The sequence below is a fragment of the Marinobacter lacisalsi genome (genome assembly GCF_042651045.1).
GTDB lineage: Bacteria > Pseudomonadota > Gammaproteobacteria > Pseudomonadales > Oleiphilaceae > Marinobacter > Marinobacter lacisalsi.
On sequence record NZ_JBHSDI010000001.1, the window covers coordinates 626,029 to 640,528 of the forward strand.

The following is a 14,500-nucleotide window of genomic DNA, read 5'->3' on the forward strand; positions in this document are numbered from 1 at the left end:
ACCAGTCCTGCAAGATTGACTAGCAGTGTGGCCATCAGTTCCCCTCCTGTGTATCAGATTCGTGACGGGGTTTGAAAAGTCGCAGTCGGTTCGCGTTGGTGACCACGGTGACCGACGACAGTGACATGGCCGCACCGGCCAGGATCGGGCTCATCAGTACGCCCCAAACCGGGTAGAGCAGGCCCGCAGCAATCGGTATGCCCAGGGTGTTGTAAATGAATGCCCCGAACAGATTCTGGTGGATGTTGCGTATGGTGGCCCGTGATATCTGGATGGCGTCGGCCACCCCGTGCAGGGATCCCCGCATCAGTGTGATGGCGGCGCTCTCAATGGCGACATCCGTGCCGGTGCCAATGGCAAAGCCCACATCGGCTGCTGCCAGGGCTGGCGCATCATTGATGCCATCACCGACCATGGCCACGGTATGGCCCTTGCGGCGCATCTCCTCGACAATATCGGCCTTGTCTTCCGGCAACACTTCTGCCCGGATATCGTCGATACCAGCCTTGCGGGCAATGGCCTCGGCGGTGGCCTGCACATCGCCGGTCACCATCATTACCCGGATGCCGGCGTCATGGAGGCGACGAATCGCTGCTTCCGAGTCCGGTTTAATGGCGTCTGCCACACCAATGACGCCCAGGGCGCGGGTGCCCCGGGCCAGGAACAGTGGCGTGCCAGCTTCGCTGGTGATGGTGCGGGCGGCCTCGTCCAGGGCAGCCAGGTCGACGCCTTCCCCTTCCAGCCAGCGGCGATTACCCAGGCGCAGGGGCTCGCCGTCCAGGTCGCCCTGTACGCCTTTGCCATTAAGGGCTTCAAAGCCGGTAACCGACCGCTTCTGCGCCCCATCCTCTTTGGCCCGGGCGAGAATGGCCTCGGCCAGGGGGTGTTCCGAATGCTGCTCCAGCCCGGCCGCCAGGGCCAGAACCTCTGCCTCGTCTCCCTCGGTCGCATGTACATGGGTTACGGCGGGATGGCCCTCGGTGATGGTGCCGGTCTTGTCCAGAATCACCAGGTCCAGCTTGCCGGCGGTCTGCAGGGCATCGCCCTGGCGGATCAGGGCACCATGTTCCGCGGCCTTGCCCACACCGACAATCACCGACATGGGAGTGGCCAGGCCCAGGGCACAGGGGCAGGCGATGATCAGTACGGTGGTGGCTGCCACCATCATGTGGACCACCCGGGGATCGGGTCCGACGTTGAACCACACCAGGGCGGTGACTACCGCAATCAGCATGACGGTGGGCACAAACACGGCAGAGATCTTATCCGCCAGGCGGCCAATAGCGGGCTTGGAGCCCTGGGCCTTTTTGACCAGGCGAATGATCTGCGCCAGGGCTGTCTCGCTGCCAACTCGGGTGGCCTGGTAGATGATGGAGCCGTGGGTATTGAGGGTGCCGGCGGATACCTCGTCACCGTCCGCCTTGCTCACGGGCATGGGCTCGCCGGTGAGCATGCTCTCGTCAATGCGGGTGGTGCCTTCAACAATAACCCCGTCCACGGGCAGTTTTTCACCCGGGCGCACCCGGATATGGTCACCCTTGCGTACCTGTTCCACCGGGATATCCTGTTCTTCCCCGTCGCGGATGACCCGGGCGGTCTTCGCCCGCAGGTCCAGCAGGCGGCGCACGGCCTCGGAGGTCTTGCCCTTGGCCCGGAGTTCCAGGGCCTGGCCCAGGTTGATCAGGCCGATGATCATGGCAGACGCTTCGAAATACACGTGCCGGGCCATCTCCGGGAAGACATCCGGGAACACGGAAACCACCATGGAATAGATCCAGGCGGTGCCGGTGCCCAGGGCAATCAGGGTGTCCATATTGGCGTTGTGGTGGCGGAAGGCCTTGGCGGCTCCGGTAAAGAAATGGCCACCGGTGAGCGCCATGACGGCAAAGGTCAGGATGCCGAGGCTGATCCAGGTAATCTGGTTGGCCTCGCTTACCATCATCGAGCCAAAGCCCATGCCGTACGCCATCAGGCCGATACCCAGGCCCAGGCTTATGGCCATCTTGACCAGCATGCTGCGGTACTGCTTACGGTCCTGGGCCTGCTTTTGCTCATCAGCGGCGTCGGCATCCTCGATAACGCTGGCGCCGTAGCCGGAGCTTTCAACTGCCTGCACCAGGGCTTTTGGGTCGGCGTCGCCGGTTGCGGTAGCGGTATTGTCCGCCAGGTTCATATGGGCCCCGGTCACGCCTTTCACGGACATCAGGGCCTTTTCGATGGTGGCGACGCAGGATGCGCAGGTGGCGCCGGTGACTGACAGCTGGACCTGATCGTCATCGGGATCGCTGGTGGCTGGTGGTTCCGGTGACTCGCCACTCTCCGGTACCTGTGCCGGTGCGTCGGCTTGCTCGTTTTGTATTTGCGGGGAGTCCGGGGTGTCTGAGTCCTCATCCAGCGGGCGTGCCGGGTACCCGGCTTCAGTGACCCGTTCCGCGGCCTGTTGGCGGTCCACATCAGTGAACAGCGAAACGGTCTGCCGGTCGAGATCAACGTAGGCACGGTTCTCGTCGCCTGTCAGGGGCTCAAGGGCGGCGCGGATCTTGCGGGCACAGCCCTGGCAGGTGGCGCCGGTAATGGACAGCGCCGGCTGCCACAGGGGTTCTGCCGGGTAGCCCGCCTCGGTGACCCGTTTGGCCGCGTCGTTGAGATCAATGCCCTCTGGCAGGGCTACGGTCTGGCGCTCCAGGTCCACATCGATCTGTTCGGTGCTGCTGGTCAGCGGCTCGAGGGCGGCCCGGATTTTCCTGGCGCAACCCTGGCAAGTGGCGCCGGATATGGAAAGGGCGGGGCTCAGGGTGGCGATTTCAGTATCAGGCATGGTCGCAGCCTCTCTCGTGAGAAGGTTGGTCGTCGTCCCAGTGTTCGATCAGCCGGCAGATGGTGTGGCCATCCGGGGTGCCATCGGGCATGGCCTGCCAGGCGGTCAGGGCGTTCTTCATGCGTTCCCGCAGTTGCTGGAGCTCGGCGATTTCCTTTTCCACCTCGGCCAGGCGGTCTTCGAATACTTCCCGGACCATGGGGCAGGGGGAGTGGTGTTCGTCCGCCTGCCCCAGAATGGAACGGATTTCCGGCAACGAGAACCCGAGCTGACGGGCTTTACGGGCAAACCGCAGCCGGCGCAGGTCTTCGGCGTCATACTGCTGGTAGTTATTGTCCGGGTTCCGGGTCGGGTTCAGCAGGCCTTCCCGGGTGTAGAAGCGGACGGTGTCCGGGTTCACCTCTGCCGCTTTTGCCAGGTCGCTTACTTTCATGGCGTTTTCCATTCTGGGCTTTTAATGAGAATAGACTAGAACCTGTGAGTTGCTCATAGGTCAAGGGTTTTGGTGGCCGATTCGAGGCAAATGGGGCCTTTTTTCGGGGGCTGGTCCGGGGGCAGGTGGGGGTATTACTTCGCCGCAATTCAGGGGCCGTCCCTGGCAACCCGCCTTGCTCCGCGCCATCCATGGCGCTGCTGCGTAATACCCCCACCTGCCCCCGGACCGACGTAAGTATGCAGTTGTCTCCGCTGGTCTGGCTTTGACTGCATTTGGAGAGAATTTTTAAGGCGGTGAACTAGGTTGGAACCGGATAGCACGGTATTCGGCGGGATCTGGGGTGTTTCGGGGATTTTGGAACAGCGACAGGGATGTCGCGGAGCAAGGTGGGGCCAGGGACGGCCCCTGAATTGCGGTGGAAAAATTCCCGAAACACCCCAGAGCCCGGGCAGGGACTATAAGGCTTGTATTGAGGTCAGGTGCGGGACCGAAGAAACACCCCACAGTTCCGGCACTGATCCGGCGCCATCAGTTTGGCCTGCCAGCCGATGGAATGGCCACAGGCGGGGCATTTGAGTCGGAGCTGGAGGATGATGATAGGTACCACCAGCAGTGCCAGCAGAACACCCAGCGGGCCCCAGCTACTGCCACTGGATAAGCCCAGTTGGGTGCTGAACACCAGAAGGATGACCAGCACTATAAACGCGATGATGAAATACCACTTGTTGATGGTCTCCCAGCGGCGAAGGCGCTGGTTCTGTTCTGGAGTCAGGTAACTGGCCATGGCTATCCTGTCAGAGTGGCTTGGATAGGGTCGAACTGAACGGAGTTTACCACGTGCAACGGAAACGTCCGAAGGCGGTTACTGCAGAGATACGGAGAGCAAACCCCGGGCGATCACTCCCGGCAAATCGGCAGCGGGCACCGGACGGCTCATGTAATAGCCCTGGGCCATGTCGCAGTTGTGTTGCTTGAGGAACAAGAGTTGCTCCTCGGTTTCCACACCCTCAGCCACCACCCGGATGCCCAGGTTGTGAGCCAGATTGATCACTGCCCGGGTAATGACCGCATCATCATGGCGCTCGGTTACGTCAGTAATGAACGACCGGTCGATCTTCAGCAGATCCACCGTGAAATCCCTCAGGTAACCCAGAGACGAATAGCCCACCCCGAAATCATCGATCGCCAGATGCACACCCAGCTGGCTGATGCGCCGCATCTGCTCATGGTTGTGCTCCACATTCGCGATAAAGGACTCCTCGGTCAGCTCGATTTCCAACTGATGGGGCTCGACCGAGTATTCCTCAAAACAGCGTGCCAGGTAGTCCGGCAGATCGGCCTCACCCAGCTCACGGCCGGAGAGGTTGATGGCGATCCGGAGGTGCTCCAGAGGGGTGCCACGCCACAGTCGCAGCTGCTGACAGGCCGCGCGGATAACCCAGCGACCGATTTCCGTGATGCGCCCGCTTTCCTCGGCGAGCGGGATGAACTCGATGGGGGGGACCAGGCCGCGCTGCGGATGATTCCAGCGGATAAGGGCTTCCACGCTGCCGGCGCGGGAAGTGACCAGATCCAGCTGCGGCTGGAAGTAAAGCTCGAACTGGTTTCGGGCCAGGGCCTCACTGAGGTCGGTGTCCAGCTCCAGACGGCGTACCTCCCGCTCCTGCATGCCCTCGGTATAGAACTGGTAGGAGTTGCGGCCCTGCTCTTTGGCCCGGTACAGGGCAATGTCTGCATTGCGTAGCAGGATGTCCGCGTCCATCCCGCTCTGGGGGAAGACGGCCACGCCCATGGTGGCAGTGACATTGTGTTTTTCGTTATCAATTTCAAAAGGTTTCGAAAAACACGCCTTGATCTGGCCGAGCAGATGAATAACGTCGTCGATGTCCTCCACGTGCTGCTGGCAGACCATGAACTCGTCACCGCCGGCGTACCCCACCATGACCCGTTCATCACTCAGCTGATCGAGCCGTTCCGATACCTTGATCAGCAGCTCGTCCCCGAACTGGTGGCCCAGGGAATCATTCAACATCTGGAAGCGGTCCAGGTCCAGCATGATCAGACCCACCTGCCGCATCTGGCGGTCGGCCTGGAGCAGTGTATGTTCCAGGTCTTCCATGAAAAATCGTCGGTTGGCCAGACCGGTCAGGATGTCGGTGGATTCCAGGCGGGCAAGGTCCTGCTGGATGGCAACACGCTGGTTGATCTCATCTTCAAGATCCTGCCGGGTCTTCAGCAGATCCTGTTTGCGCTTGAGTACAACCTGAACCAGCAGGGCGGTAAAGGATACCAGCAAACCCAGCGCCAGCATGCTCAGGAACGTCGCCCAGGGCCAGTTGCTGCGATACCGTTCGACCCACGTATTGGTGGGAGTAACCCGCAGAGACCATTGGACTGAGGGCAGGTTGGCTTGTGCGGTATAGCTGAAGCTATTGTTCGTGGCGGTACGGGCGGGCAGGCTGAACGCCACCTCGCCATCTTCCAGCAGCTCCAGGCTGAAGTTGCCGTGGATGTGGGGAAGAATCAGCGCGTCGGAGAGCTTTTCCATGCGGAATACGCCAGCGATGAACCCCTTATTTGCTGCGCCGGAACCCACCGGGGCGTAGACCACCAGGCCGGCGCCACCCTGGGTCAGCTGGATAACCCCTGAGATGTCGGGGTTGCCCGTTTGACGGGCCTGGATCAGTGCGGCACGTCGCTCGTCGGAAAAGGCGACGTTAAAGCCCTGGGCGCCCCGGTTTCCTTCCAGGGGCTCGACCCAGCGGATAATAAAGTCGCGGTCGATCCATTCGATGGCCTGGAAGGTCTGGAAGTCCTGCAAATAGTTGCGGGCATCCTCCTGCCAGATGGCTTCCGGCATATCCGGTTGAAGAGCCAGGCGGGCGGCCATCCGGCGAAGGGCAATCACGTGGTTGAGAAAATCCTTTTCCAGCTGGCGGGCAAGGGATTCGGTTTCCGACGCCAGCGTCTGCCGGACCTGGGCATCTTCCTCCGAGTCCAGTCCCAGCTTGAGTCCGGTGGCGATAACCAGGAAGGTCAACATGATCGCCGCCGGAAACGCCGGTTTCATCAGTTGGCGGACGAGGATGACAGATAGCGGGCGTTTCTGACGCACACAGCGCTCCGGAAGCAGGGTGTTGAAGTCATGTCATTATTATTATGGTAGGGACAGCCAGGCGTCCTGGATGACCGATAGGGTTACTAATATGTCATATTTGTAACCTGTTTGTGCGGCACCGTGTCACCCTTTTACCAAGGGCGACACATCCTGATGTCAAACTATACGGTCAGGCGGCCACCGGTGGAATACCCAGGCGGGGAATTTCCTGTTTCGGACACCGGTCCATCACCACTCTGGCGCCCGCCGCTTCGGCCCGTTCAGCGCCTTCGTGATTAATGACCCCGATCTGAAGCCAGATAACCGGAATGTTGCGGGCAATGGCAGCGTCGATGACGGTGTCGGTCCGTTCGGGGGCCAGGAACAGATCCGCCATGTCCACCGGGTACGGGATCGATGCGAGATCCGGGTAGACGGTCTCACCGAGCAGTGTTTTCCCGGCCAGCCTGGGGTTCACCGGTATCACGCGGTAGCCTCGCCCCTGCAGGTAAGCCATGACCTCATGGCTGGGGCGGTGGGGTTTTTCACTGGCGCCAACGAGCGCAATCGTGCGAACCTCGCCCAGAATCTTTCGTATCTCTTCGGGGTGCTGTATCGGCATGCCTGCCCTCCGGGTAATTGGACTGCGTGGCGCCCATACTAACGGTTGAGCCTTGTGCGTGCCTACCGGTAATTGATAGTAAAATTCATCGGCACCCGGTTTTGTGGTTCAACCATAAGGCAACACACTGAGCCGTGTAAGGGATTGATCCGTACCAATGGCTTCGGCGTTCAATAACCATTCAACAATGCAGCTTCGCGGGTAACTGGTATGTGGTATCTGTGTGGACTGGGGAGCAACATCAGCCCGGAACAGAATCTTCCCCGGGCATTGGCCCGGCTGGCGCGGCTGTTCGGACAGGTGTCGCTGTCGCCGGTGGTTCGCACCGCTCCCCAGGGAATGGATTCGGACAACAGCTTTCTGAATGCGCTGGCTGTGTTCCAGAGCGATCTGCCGCCGGATCAGGTGAAGCAGCAACTCAACGCACTGGAAGAGTCACTGGGTCGCGATCGCTCCGACCCCTTCAGTGGTGTGCGTGACAGACCCATAGACGTGGACATACTGGAAACCCGTCGCAACCCTGCGTTCACCGGCAGCACCATTACTGAAAGCTACTATCGTCAGTTGCTTGCCGGTGAGCGGGAGGCGGGGGAGCGACTGGTGCTGAACGGCCAGGCGTTAGGCGAGACGCCGGCCACCATCCACTGGAATCAGGGCGCCGGTCATGAACTGGTTATCCAGCAGGGCGATGATCTGCTGGACCACGCTGTCAAAACCGCCCTCCCGCGCTAACAGCGTTTCCGCCAGGACGCTGGCTTTGTCTTGTTCGGTATGGTCTGGCAGAAAACGGATCGGCCCCGGCATGATGGCATTGACACGGACTTCCGGTGCCAGCAGGCGGGCATAGCTGAGTGTCAGGTTGCTGAGGGCGGCCTTGCTGGCGCAATAGGCGGCAAATTTCGGGTTCGGTTTTTCCACAAAGATATCGGTGATGTTGACCACCAGCGTTGGCTCCGTGAGCGAGCTGCAGCCGGCACGCAGGCAGTCGCTCAGCCCCGCCATCAGCATCATCGGAGCGGTACTGTTGATCTGGAACAGGCGCGCAGCCTGACGGGCAAGGGCGCCGTGCTCCGGCTCATCCGCGGTGAATTCGGAGGCGTTGTTCACCAGCAGCTGAACGGTCGATGTCTGGCTGCGAATATGCGCCAGCCCCTGTTCAATGCTGGCCGGGTCGGACAGGTCCATGGCAAGGGCAATGGCCCCTCTCTCCACCAGTTGCCCGATCTCGTCGGTACTGGTGCGGTAGAGGGCAAACACCCGGTAACCACGGTCCAGCAGCGCCTGACAAGTGCAGAACCCGAGCCGGCGACCGGCGCCGGTGACCACAGCGACGGGGGCGGTCATGGGATTCAGCCCCTTGCCGAGATGAGTTGCAGGAATTCGGTGCGGGTTGCCTGGGACTTGCGGAAGCCGCCCAGCATCATCGAGGTTTTCATGACCGAGTTCTGTTTCTCGACGCCCCGCATCATCATGCACATGTGGCGGGCTTCGATGACCACACCAACACCGGCTGCGTTGGTAACCTGCTCCACCGCCTCGGCAATCTCCCGGGTCAGATTTTCCTGGATCTGAAGCCGCCGGGCGTACATGTCCACGATTCGTGCGAGCTTCGACAGACCCAGCACCTTGCCATCAGGAATGTAGGCGATGTGGCACTTGCCAATGAAGGGCAGCAGGTGATGCTCGCACAGGCTGTACAGCTCGATGTCCTTCACCAGTACCATCTCGTCCATGGTGGACTCGAACACGGCGCCATTGACCAGCTCATCCAGGGTCTGCTGATAGCCCCGGGTCAGGAACTGCATGGCCTTCGCCGCCCGTTGAGGTGTGTCCCGGAGGCCTTCGCGGTCGGGGTTTTCGCCCAGGCCTTCGATGATGTTCCGGTAGTTGGCAGAGAGGGAATCGAGAGCGTCTGTCATGATGGTTTCCGTTTCAGTACGGCGTGACTAAACCCGCCATTGTAAGCCAAGTGAGAAGTGAACAGTACTGATTACGTCGCGGTGGCTCAAAAAGACCAGTGGTGGGTCCGGTTATAGCCGTGCCCGCAGGACTTCGTTAAACTCGCGTTTGAATCGCGGGCTGGCAGTGCGTTCAGCCAGCGTTCAGACGGCTCCGGTTTGAGAGTCGTTGCCCATGTTTCCAGGGAGGTGTCATCCATGTCAGTCATCCACAGCCGGCCGCCGGCTCTGACCATCAAGGCCGGTCGCCGCGCTCTGGCGCGTGTCCGGGAAAGAGGGCTGAAACCGGAAGATGTGCATGTCATTCCGGGCGCGGCGGGTGGTCCCAAGGCGCTGGGCCTGTCGGGTCTGGACCGGGCCATTTTCGGTGACTGGTTATTGCGTGCCCCCCAGGAACGGGCCCTGATCGGTTCGTCCATTGGCAGCTGGCGTTTTGCCGCCGTGGCCTCTTCCGACGATCCGGCTTCCCAGCTGGCCAGGCTGGCGGAACTCTACACCTGCCAGCGGTTCTCCAAAGGCGTGAGCCCGGCGGAGGTGACCCGCAAAAGCACCCTGTTCCTGGAGGAGTTGCTTGGCGGCCGCGAGCAGACCATTCTCGAGCATCCCTGGTACCGGCTCAATATCGTGGTGGTACGCAGCATGCCGGGGCTGGAAGATGATGCCCGGGGACGCCTTGCGCTGGGCCTGATGAAGGCCATCAGTGCCAATATGGTCAGCCGACGGCATCTGGGCCGCTTCTTCGAGCGGGGAATCATCCATGACCAGAGGCTGGCGACGCCGCTGGCGAAGCTGGTGGACTTTCCGAGTCATCATGTGGCCCTGAGCCGGGACAACCTGATTCCGGCGCTGTTGGCCTCTGCCTCCATTCCCCTGGTGATGTCCGGCATCCGCAATATTCCCGGGGCTCCGGAAGGCGTGTACAGGGATGGCGGGTTGCTGGACTACCACCTGGATCTGCCATACCGGCAACCGGGCGTCGTGTTGTACCCCCACTTTACCGACCGGGTGGTCCCCGGCTGGTTCGACAAGAGCCTGCCCTGGCGCCGTGGAGACGCCAACCGTCTGCAGGATGTCCTGCTGGTGGCACCCTCCCGCGACTACCTGGCCTCGCTACCCGATCGCAAACTGCCGGACCGCAAGGACTTCGAACGGTTTGCCGGCGACGATGCCGGCCGTGAGCGCACCTGGCGTGCCGCGATCGCCCGCAGTGAACGGCTCGGTGACGAATTCATGGAGCTGGTGGAGACCGGGCGCATACGGGAGGTGATCCGGCCGCTGTAGCTGGTGCACCGTGCGGGGTTTATTGCCGGGGCGTCAGCGACACCCGGAAGCCGGAGCAGCCGCTGAGTGGGTCCTTCAGTGCCTTGATCCGCAGCGCTACCGGAAGCGGGACGCTATTGCGGGTCATCACTTCTGTGTCCAGCCGCTGGATCGAATGGTCCCGGCGGGCGGCATCGAAGGCCATGGACAGATCCTTGTGATCACTCTCGTCGAACATGGCGTCCAGAGGACTGCCGAGCAGGTCAGTGGAGGGTATGTTCAGCAAGGTGGCCACCTGCGGTGAGATGTATCCGATATGACGCCCCTCGTCCAGTTCCGCGAAGATGCCAGCCCCCAGGTCGATAAGGTCCCGGGTCCGGCGATCGCTTTCCTGCAATGAGTGGTGGAGGATGTTCTTCTCTACCCGGGTGTTGTCCAGTTGCTGGCCCAGATGCCGTGCACGGCGGGTGCGTCGCTCCAGCAGTCGCTCGGTCCGCAGGGTCAGCCATATCGCCCACAACGTCAGGGCGCTCGCCAGCAGGGTGATGGTCAGGCCGGTAAGCCAGGCTGGCCAAAGCACCTGCTGCCTCATGTCGTCAAGCCAACCGGCAGCCGGCGTGGTGCTGAGCATCCACTCGCGATCGGCTACCGACAGGGTGGAGCGGGTGGCGGCGATGTCGCTGGCCGGTGTGCCGTCGGCCGGCATCGAGGCCATGGGGTGGCGTGCGTACTGACTGATGTCGTGGAGTTCAACCTGCCATCGGGGATCGTGCAGGTCCGCAAGGTTCTGGCTGAGCCAGACATCCGGGCGCAGCACCAGCGAGACCAGGCGCGCCTCTTCTGCCTGTTGGAGAGACGAGGGCACAAAGACCCGCAGGGCGGACTGGCTGGTGCCATTTCGATGCAGTTCCGTCAGTGTTGTGGCGGTGGCGTGCCCCTCCTCCAGCGCTCGATTCAGGGCGCCACGCCAGTGGGGAACCGAGGTGGCAACAAGTCCGAGACTGGAGTCTGAAGCAATGGTTTCAGGCTGAAAGTGGGCGCGCCGGATGATCAGGTACTGGTCAGATTCGTCGGCAACCCCACTGGAGAACCGCCCGGTCCAGGTGGCGAAGCGGATGAACTGACCGCTCTGCTCACTGAGGCTCCGCTCGATCATCGGACGTTGGGAGTGATTGACGCGGGACAGTAGCTCCAGCCCGGCGATAGCGGGAAAATGGTCCAGAAACTCACTGGCCTGGCTGTTGAAGCCAGGCTCCCGGTCACGGGCCAGCTGTGCTGCCGCACCCAGAGTGTCGGAGATACGCCGGCTCAGGGCCCGGCTGAGTTGCTCATGGTGGGCCCTGGACAGGTCGTCGACCAACTGGTCCACCGTCAGGACGCTGCGGGGCGCCATCATCGCGGTCAGAGCCAGCCCGCTGACCAATACCAGAACGGGTAGCAACCACAAGATGTAGGCAGGTCGTCCTGACGTTTGTTCGGAATCCATGAAAGCATCCTGTCCGACATTGTCCCGGTTGAGCAACCAGTGTGCCCTCAGCGTCACGCAGCAGGTAAACGAATTACCCAGACGGGGCACTAGCTCTCACTCTAGACCAGCCAACAGGAGGCTGCCAGCTCAGGCCCTGCCGCGACGAATCAGCCCGTAGATCAGCACGAAGACCACGAAAGCCGACACCACGATGGACGGGCCGGCCGGAGTATCCAGATTCCATGACAGCCCCAGGCCACAGGCCACCGCGATCATGCCGAAGCCGATGGCCATCAGCACCATTTTTTCCGGACTGCTGGCCAGTCGCCGGGCGGTGGCAGCGGGTATGATCAGCAGGGCGGTAATCAGCAGCACACCCACCATTTTCATGGCCACGGCGATCACCAGCGAGAAGATCAGCATCAGCACCAGTTGCAGGCGCTGAACCGGGAAGCCTTCCACCCTTGCCAGTTCCTCGTGGATGGTCGCCATCAGCAGGCCCTGCCAGAGCCAGCGCAACAGTGCGAGCACCACGATGGCACCGCCGAATATCCAGGCCAGGTCCTGCCGGGTCATGGCCAGCAGGTCGCCGAACAGATAGCCGGTCAGATCAACCCGTACATCCGGCATGAAGCTCAGGGCCACTAGGCCTATGGCCAGGGCACTGTGGGCCAGGATGCCCAGCAGGGTGTCGGTGGCCAGGGCCTGACTGCGGGACAGGGACACCAGGACAATGGCCAGCAGCACACAGGTGGCGGCCACGCTGAGGTTGAGGTTGGTCTGGAACAGGAAACCCAGGGCAACACCCAGCAGCGCCGAGTGGGCCAGGGTGTCGCCGAAGTAGGCCATCCGCCGCCACACCACAAAACAGCCCAGCGGTCCGGCCACCAGGGCGATACCCAGGCCGCCGAGCAGCGCCCGCCAGAAGAAATCATCGAGTACCGGATCAAGAATGGACATGGTGGCCGCCGTGCTCCGGTTGTTCGCCATCCACCACATCCCCGTGGAGGTCATGGCTGTGATTATGATGGTGATGATAGACCGCCAGGCTGTCCGCTACCGGGCGGCCGAAGGTTTCCACAAACGCCGGATCGTGGGAGATATCGGCCGGGTAGCCGCTGCAGCAGACATGCTGGTTGAGGCAGATGACCCGGTCGGTGGCCGCCATCACCAGGTGCAGGTCATGGGAGATCATGATCACGCCACAGGCCAGTTCATCGCGGACCGTGCGGATCAGCTCGTAGAGTGCGGCCTGGCCGTTGATATCGACACCCTGGGCCGGCTCGTCCAGTACCAGCAGGTCCGGTTTGCGCACCAGCGCCCGGGCCAGCAACAGGCGCTGCATTTCGCCCCCAGAGAGGTGATGCACCGACTTGCGGAACAGGTGGCGGATGCCCGTGCGACTCAGGGCAGCCTGGCAATCCGCCTCGGGGGCGCCGGTCAGGGCCATGAAGCGGCGTACACTCAGGGGCAGCGTGGGCTGCAGTTCCAGATGCTGGGGCACGTAGCCGATCAGCAGGTTGCGGGCCTTGTGGATCTGGCCGGCAGTTACCGGCTGTATACCCAGCACCGCCTTGATCAGCGTGGTCTTGCCGGCACCGTTGGGGCCGATGATGGTCACGATGTCGTTGCGGCGTACCTCGAGGCTGACCCGGTCCACCACCGGCATATTGTTAAAGGAAACCGAGACCTGGTCGAGCCGGACCAGGGGTTCAGCGACTGTTGCCGTCATGTCGTTGCCTGCTGCGCCTGACAGCGGGGACAGAGCCCCGCCACCTCGATAGTGGTTTCGGTGGGCACGAACCCCTCATCGGCCGTAGCCTCCGCCACGGCACCGGAGACGGCGTCCGAGGTCAGCTCGTGGACATTACGGCAGCCCTGGCAGATCAGAAACATGCCGGTATGGCGCTCGCGGGCGTGGTTACAGCCGGTGAAGGCGTTCAGTGAGGCGATGCGATGTGCCAGCCCATGTTGCTGAAGGAAGTCCAGTGCCCGGTAGACTGTGGGTGGAGCGGCGTTATGGCCTTCCTGCGCCAGCATCCCGAGAAGGTCATAGGCGCCCAGTGGTTTGTGGGACTTCCAGATCAGTTCCAGTACCCGCTGGCGGATGGGGGTCAGCCGGGCATTGCGGGACTGGCAGATAGCCCTTGCTTCGTCGAGGGCGTCCCGCACACAGGCGTCGTGGTTGTGAGGGCGGTAGGGCAGTGCGTTGGCAGACATAACAGCGCTTTCCGGCAAATAATGTAACAGTATAACATTAACTCGCGGGCGTGAAACGGGGTGTCAAAAAAGCCCCGGGTGTTTCGGCAGTGCCGAACAGGCCGGGACTCGGGAGATGGCTTGAGGGATGGAAGCCGGATCAGGCGCTCTTGAGAGCCTCGATACCCAGGCTTTCAAGGTATTCCAGGTTGGGAATCCACACTGGCTCGCCTTCCAGCTCCACCTGCATCAGGTCGGCCGGGCCCTGGCCGGCATCCTCGCCACCATGCACCTGTTCCGGTTCAAGGCGGGTCTGGCTGGGAATACCCCGGGTCACAATGGCCAGGAAGGGGAGCTTGTCGTGGTTGGGACCAATGGTGTTGAGCACAACGATGCGACCACGGCCAGCGACGGGAATGACCGCCTCCTGCTCATTGGCCCCCTCGTAGGAAATGACAGGCAGTGTCTGACCGCGCCAGTCAAGGTAACCCGCCAGCCAGTCGGGACCCTCATCACCGGACAGATTGGTGTCGTGGTCCACCACTTCCGCTATGGACACGTTGGGCAGCAGCAACTGCCGGTTGTTCATGGGAATGAGCACACAATGTAGCGTTTTCGTGGTGGTATCGGTCATGGTTCTCG

Annotated in this window: 14 protein-coding genes; 2 read left to right on the forward strand and 12 right to left on the reverse strand. The window is 61.9% G+C overall.

The features are described from left to right. Positions 1-34: 34 nt before the first annotated feature. From ACFOZ5_RS02885 to ACFOZ5_RS02905, 5 genes are all read right to left on the reverse strand, one after another. A complete protein-coding gene (locus ACFOZ5_RS02885) occupies positions 35-2,818 on the reverse strand; it encodes a heavy metal translocating P-type ATPase (RefSeq protein ID WP_379885308.1) in 2,784 nt (927 codons plus the stop codon). Further along, positions 2,811-3,251 carry a MerR family transcriptional regulator gene (locus tag ACFOZ5_RS02890; protein ID WP_379885310.1) on the reverse strand — a complete coding sequence of 147 codons (441 nt, stop codon included), beginning with the start codon at positions 3,249-3,251 and terminating at the stop codon, positions 2,811-2,813. The genes ACFOZ5_RS02885 and ACFOZ5_RS02890 overlap by 8 nt, the downstream gene beginning before the upstream one ends. A gap of 478 nt (positions 3,252-3,729) precedes the next feature. Continuing rightward, positions 3,730-4,038 (reverse strand): hypothetical protein, encoded by a 309-nt coding sequence (locus tag ACFOZ5_RS02895; RefSeq protein WP_379885311.1) that lies wholly within the window; start codon positions 4,036-4,038, stop codon positions 3,730-3,732. 78 nt (positions 4,039-4,116) lie between these two features. Further along, positions 4,117-6,369 carry a putative bifunctional diguanylate cyclase/phosphodiesterase gene (locus tag ACFOZ5_RS02900; RefSeq protein WP_379885312.1) on the reverse strand — a complete coding sequence of 751 codons (2,253 nt, stop codon included), beginning with the start codon at positions 6,367-6,369 and terminating at the stop codon, positions 4,117-4,119. Between the two features lie 172 nt (positions 6,370-6,541). Next, a complete protein-coding gene (locus ACFOZ5_RS02905; RefSeq protein ID WP_379885313.1) occupies positions 6,542-6,973 on the reverse strand; it encodes a CoA-binding protein in 432 nt (143 codons plus the stop codon). A gap of 210 nt (positions 6,974-7,183) precedes the next feature. Between ACFOZ5_RS02905 and ACFOZ5_RS02910 the strand changes: the two genes are divergently transcribed. Then, on the forward strand, positions 7,184-7,705 hold the full coding sequence (locus ACFOZ5_RS02910) for a 2-amino-4-hydroxy-6-hydroxymethyldihydropteridine diphosphokinase (protein WP_379885314.1): 522 nt from the start codon (positions 7,184-7,186) through the stop codon (positions 7,703-7,705). Here the strand turns inward: ACFOZ5_RS02910 and ACFOZ5_RS02915 are convergent. Beyond that, positions 7,592-8,317 carry an SDR family NAD(P)-dependent oxidoreductase gene (locus tag ACFOZ5_RS02915; protein ID WP_379885315.1) on the reverse strand — a complete coding sequence of 242 codons (726 nt, stop codon included), beginning with the start codon at positions 8,315-8,317 and terminating at the stop codon, positions 7,592-7,594. The two genes, ACFOZ5_RS02910 and ACFOZ5_RS02915, sit on opposite strands and share 114 nt — an antisense overlap. A gap of 5 nt (positions 8,318-8,322) precedes the next feature. After that, positions 8,323-8,892 carry a GTP cyclohydrolase I FolE gene (folE, locus tag ACFOZ5_RS02920; protein ID WP_379885316.1) on the reverse strand — a complete coding sequence of 190 codons (570 nt, stop codon included), beginning with the start codon at positions 8,890-8,892 and terminating at the stop codon, positions 8,323-8,325. A 237-nt stretch (positions 8,893-9,129) separates the two neighbouring features. Here folE and ACFOZ5_RS02925 point away from each other — a divergent pair, with 237 nt between their 5' ends. Further along, positions 9,130-10,212, forward strand: coding sequence for a patatin-like phospholipase family protein (locus tag ACFOZ5_RS02925; protein WP_379885317.1), 1,083 nt, complete (start codon positions 9,130-9,132; stop codon positions 10,210-10,212). Positions 10,213-10,231: 19 nt separating this feature from the next. On the opposite strand, the gene ACFOZ5_RS02930 is transcribed toward ACFOZ5_RS02925, so the two are convergent. From ACFOZ5_RS02930 to ACFOZ5_RS02950, 5 genes are all read right to left on the reverse strand, one after another. Further along, positions 10,232-11,677 carry a CHASE domain-containing protein gene (locus ACFOZ5_RS02930; RefSeq protein ID WP_379885318.1) on the reverse strand — a complete coding sequence of 482 codons (1,446 nt, stop codon included), beginning with the start codon at positions 11,675-11,677 and terminating at the stop codon, positions 10,232-10,234. A gap of 129 nt (positions 11,678-11,806) precedes the next feature. Then, positions 11,807-12,619, reverse strand: coding sequence for a zinc ABC transporter permease subunit ZnuB (gene znuB, locus ACFOZ5_RS02935; RefSeq protein ID WP_379885422.1), 813 nt, complete (start codon positions 12,617-12,619; stop codon positions 11,807-11,809). Continuing rightward, positions 12,606-13,391: a zinc ABC transporter ATP-binding protein ZnuC gene (gene znuC, locus ACFOZ5_RS02940; RefSeq protein WP_379885319.1), complete on the reverse strand. Its 786-nt coding sequence runs from the start codon at positions 13,389-13,391 to the stop codon at positions 12,606-12,608. The genes znuB and znuC overlap by 14 nt, the downstream gene beginning before the upstream one ends. Next, entirely contained in the window at positions 13,388-13,879 is a 492-nt protein-coding gene (locus ACFOZ5_RS02945; protein WP_379885320.1) for a Fur family transcriptional regulator, read from the reverse strand. Before ACFOZ5_RS02945 ends, znuC begins: the two co-directional genes overlap by 4 nt. A gap of 139 nt (positions 13,880-14,018) precedes the next feature. Next, a complete protein-coding gene (locus ACFOZ5_RS02950) occupies positions 14,019-14,492 on the reverse strand; it encodes a chemotaxis protein CheW (protein ID WP_379885321.1) in 474 nt (157 codons plus the stop codon). Positions 14,493-14,500 lie beyond the last annotated feature (8 nt).

Bases quoted from the DNA above. Each gene is read 5' to 3' on its own strand.
- ACFOZ5_RS02885 (WP_379885308.1), bottom strand. From the start codon at position 2,818: ATGCCTGATACTGAAATCGCCACCCTGAGCCCCGCCCTTTCCATATCC.
- ACFOZ5_RS02890 (WP_379885310.1), bottom strand. From the start codon at position 3,251: ATGAAAGTAAGCGACCTGGCAAAAGCGGCAGAGGTGAACCCGGACACC.
- ACFOZ5_RS02895 (WP_379885311.1), bottom strand. From the start codon at position 4,038: ATGGCCAGTTACCTGACTCCAGAACAGAACCAGCGCCTTCGCCGCTGG.
- ACFOZ5_RS02905 (WP_379885313.1), bottom strand. From the start codon at position 6,973: ATGCCGATACAGCACCCCGAAGAGATACGAAAGATTCTGGGCGAGGTT.
- ACFOZ5_RS02910 (WP_379885314.1), top strand. From the start codon at position 7,184: ATGTGGTATCTGTGTGGACTGGGGAGCAACATCAGCCCGGAACAGAAT.
- ACFOZ5_RS02915 (WP_379885315.1), bottom strand. From the start codon at position 8,317: ATGACCGCCCCCGTCGCTGTGGTCACCGGCGCCGGTCGCCGGCTCGGG.
- folE (WP_379885316.1), bottom strand. From the start codon at position 8,892: ATGACAGACGCTCTCGATTCCCTCTCTGCCAACTACCGGAACATCATC.
- ACFOZ5_RS02925 (WP_379885317.1), top strand. From the start codon at position 9,130: ATGTCAGTCATCCACAGCCGGCCGCCGGCTCTGACCATCAAGGCCGGT.
- ACFOZ5_RS02930 (WP_379885318.1), bottom strand. From the start codon at position 11,677: ATGGATTCCGAACAAACGTCAGGACGACCTGCCTACATCTTGTGGTTG.
- znuB (WP_379885422.1), bottom strand. From the start codon at position 12,619: ATGTCCATTCTTGATCCGGTACTCGATGATTTCTTCTGGCGGGCGCTG.
- znuC (WP_379885319.1), bottom strand. From the start codon at position 13,391: ATGACGGCAACAGTCGCTGAACCCCTGGTCCGGCTCGACCAGGTCTCG.
- ACFOZ5_RS02945 (WP_379885320.1), bottom strand. From the start codon at position 13,879: ATGTCTGCCAACGCACTGCCCTACCGCCCTCACAACCACGACGCCTGT.
- ACFOZ5_RS02950 (WP_379885321.1), bottom strand. From the start codon at position 14,492: ATGACCGATACCACCACGAAAACGCTACATTGTGTGCTCATTCCCATG.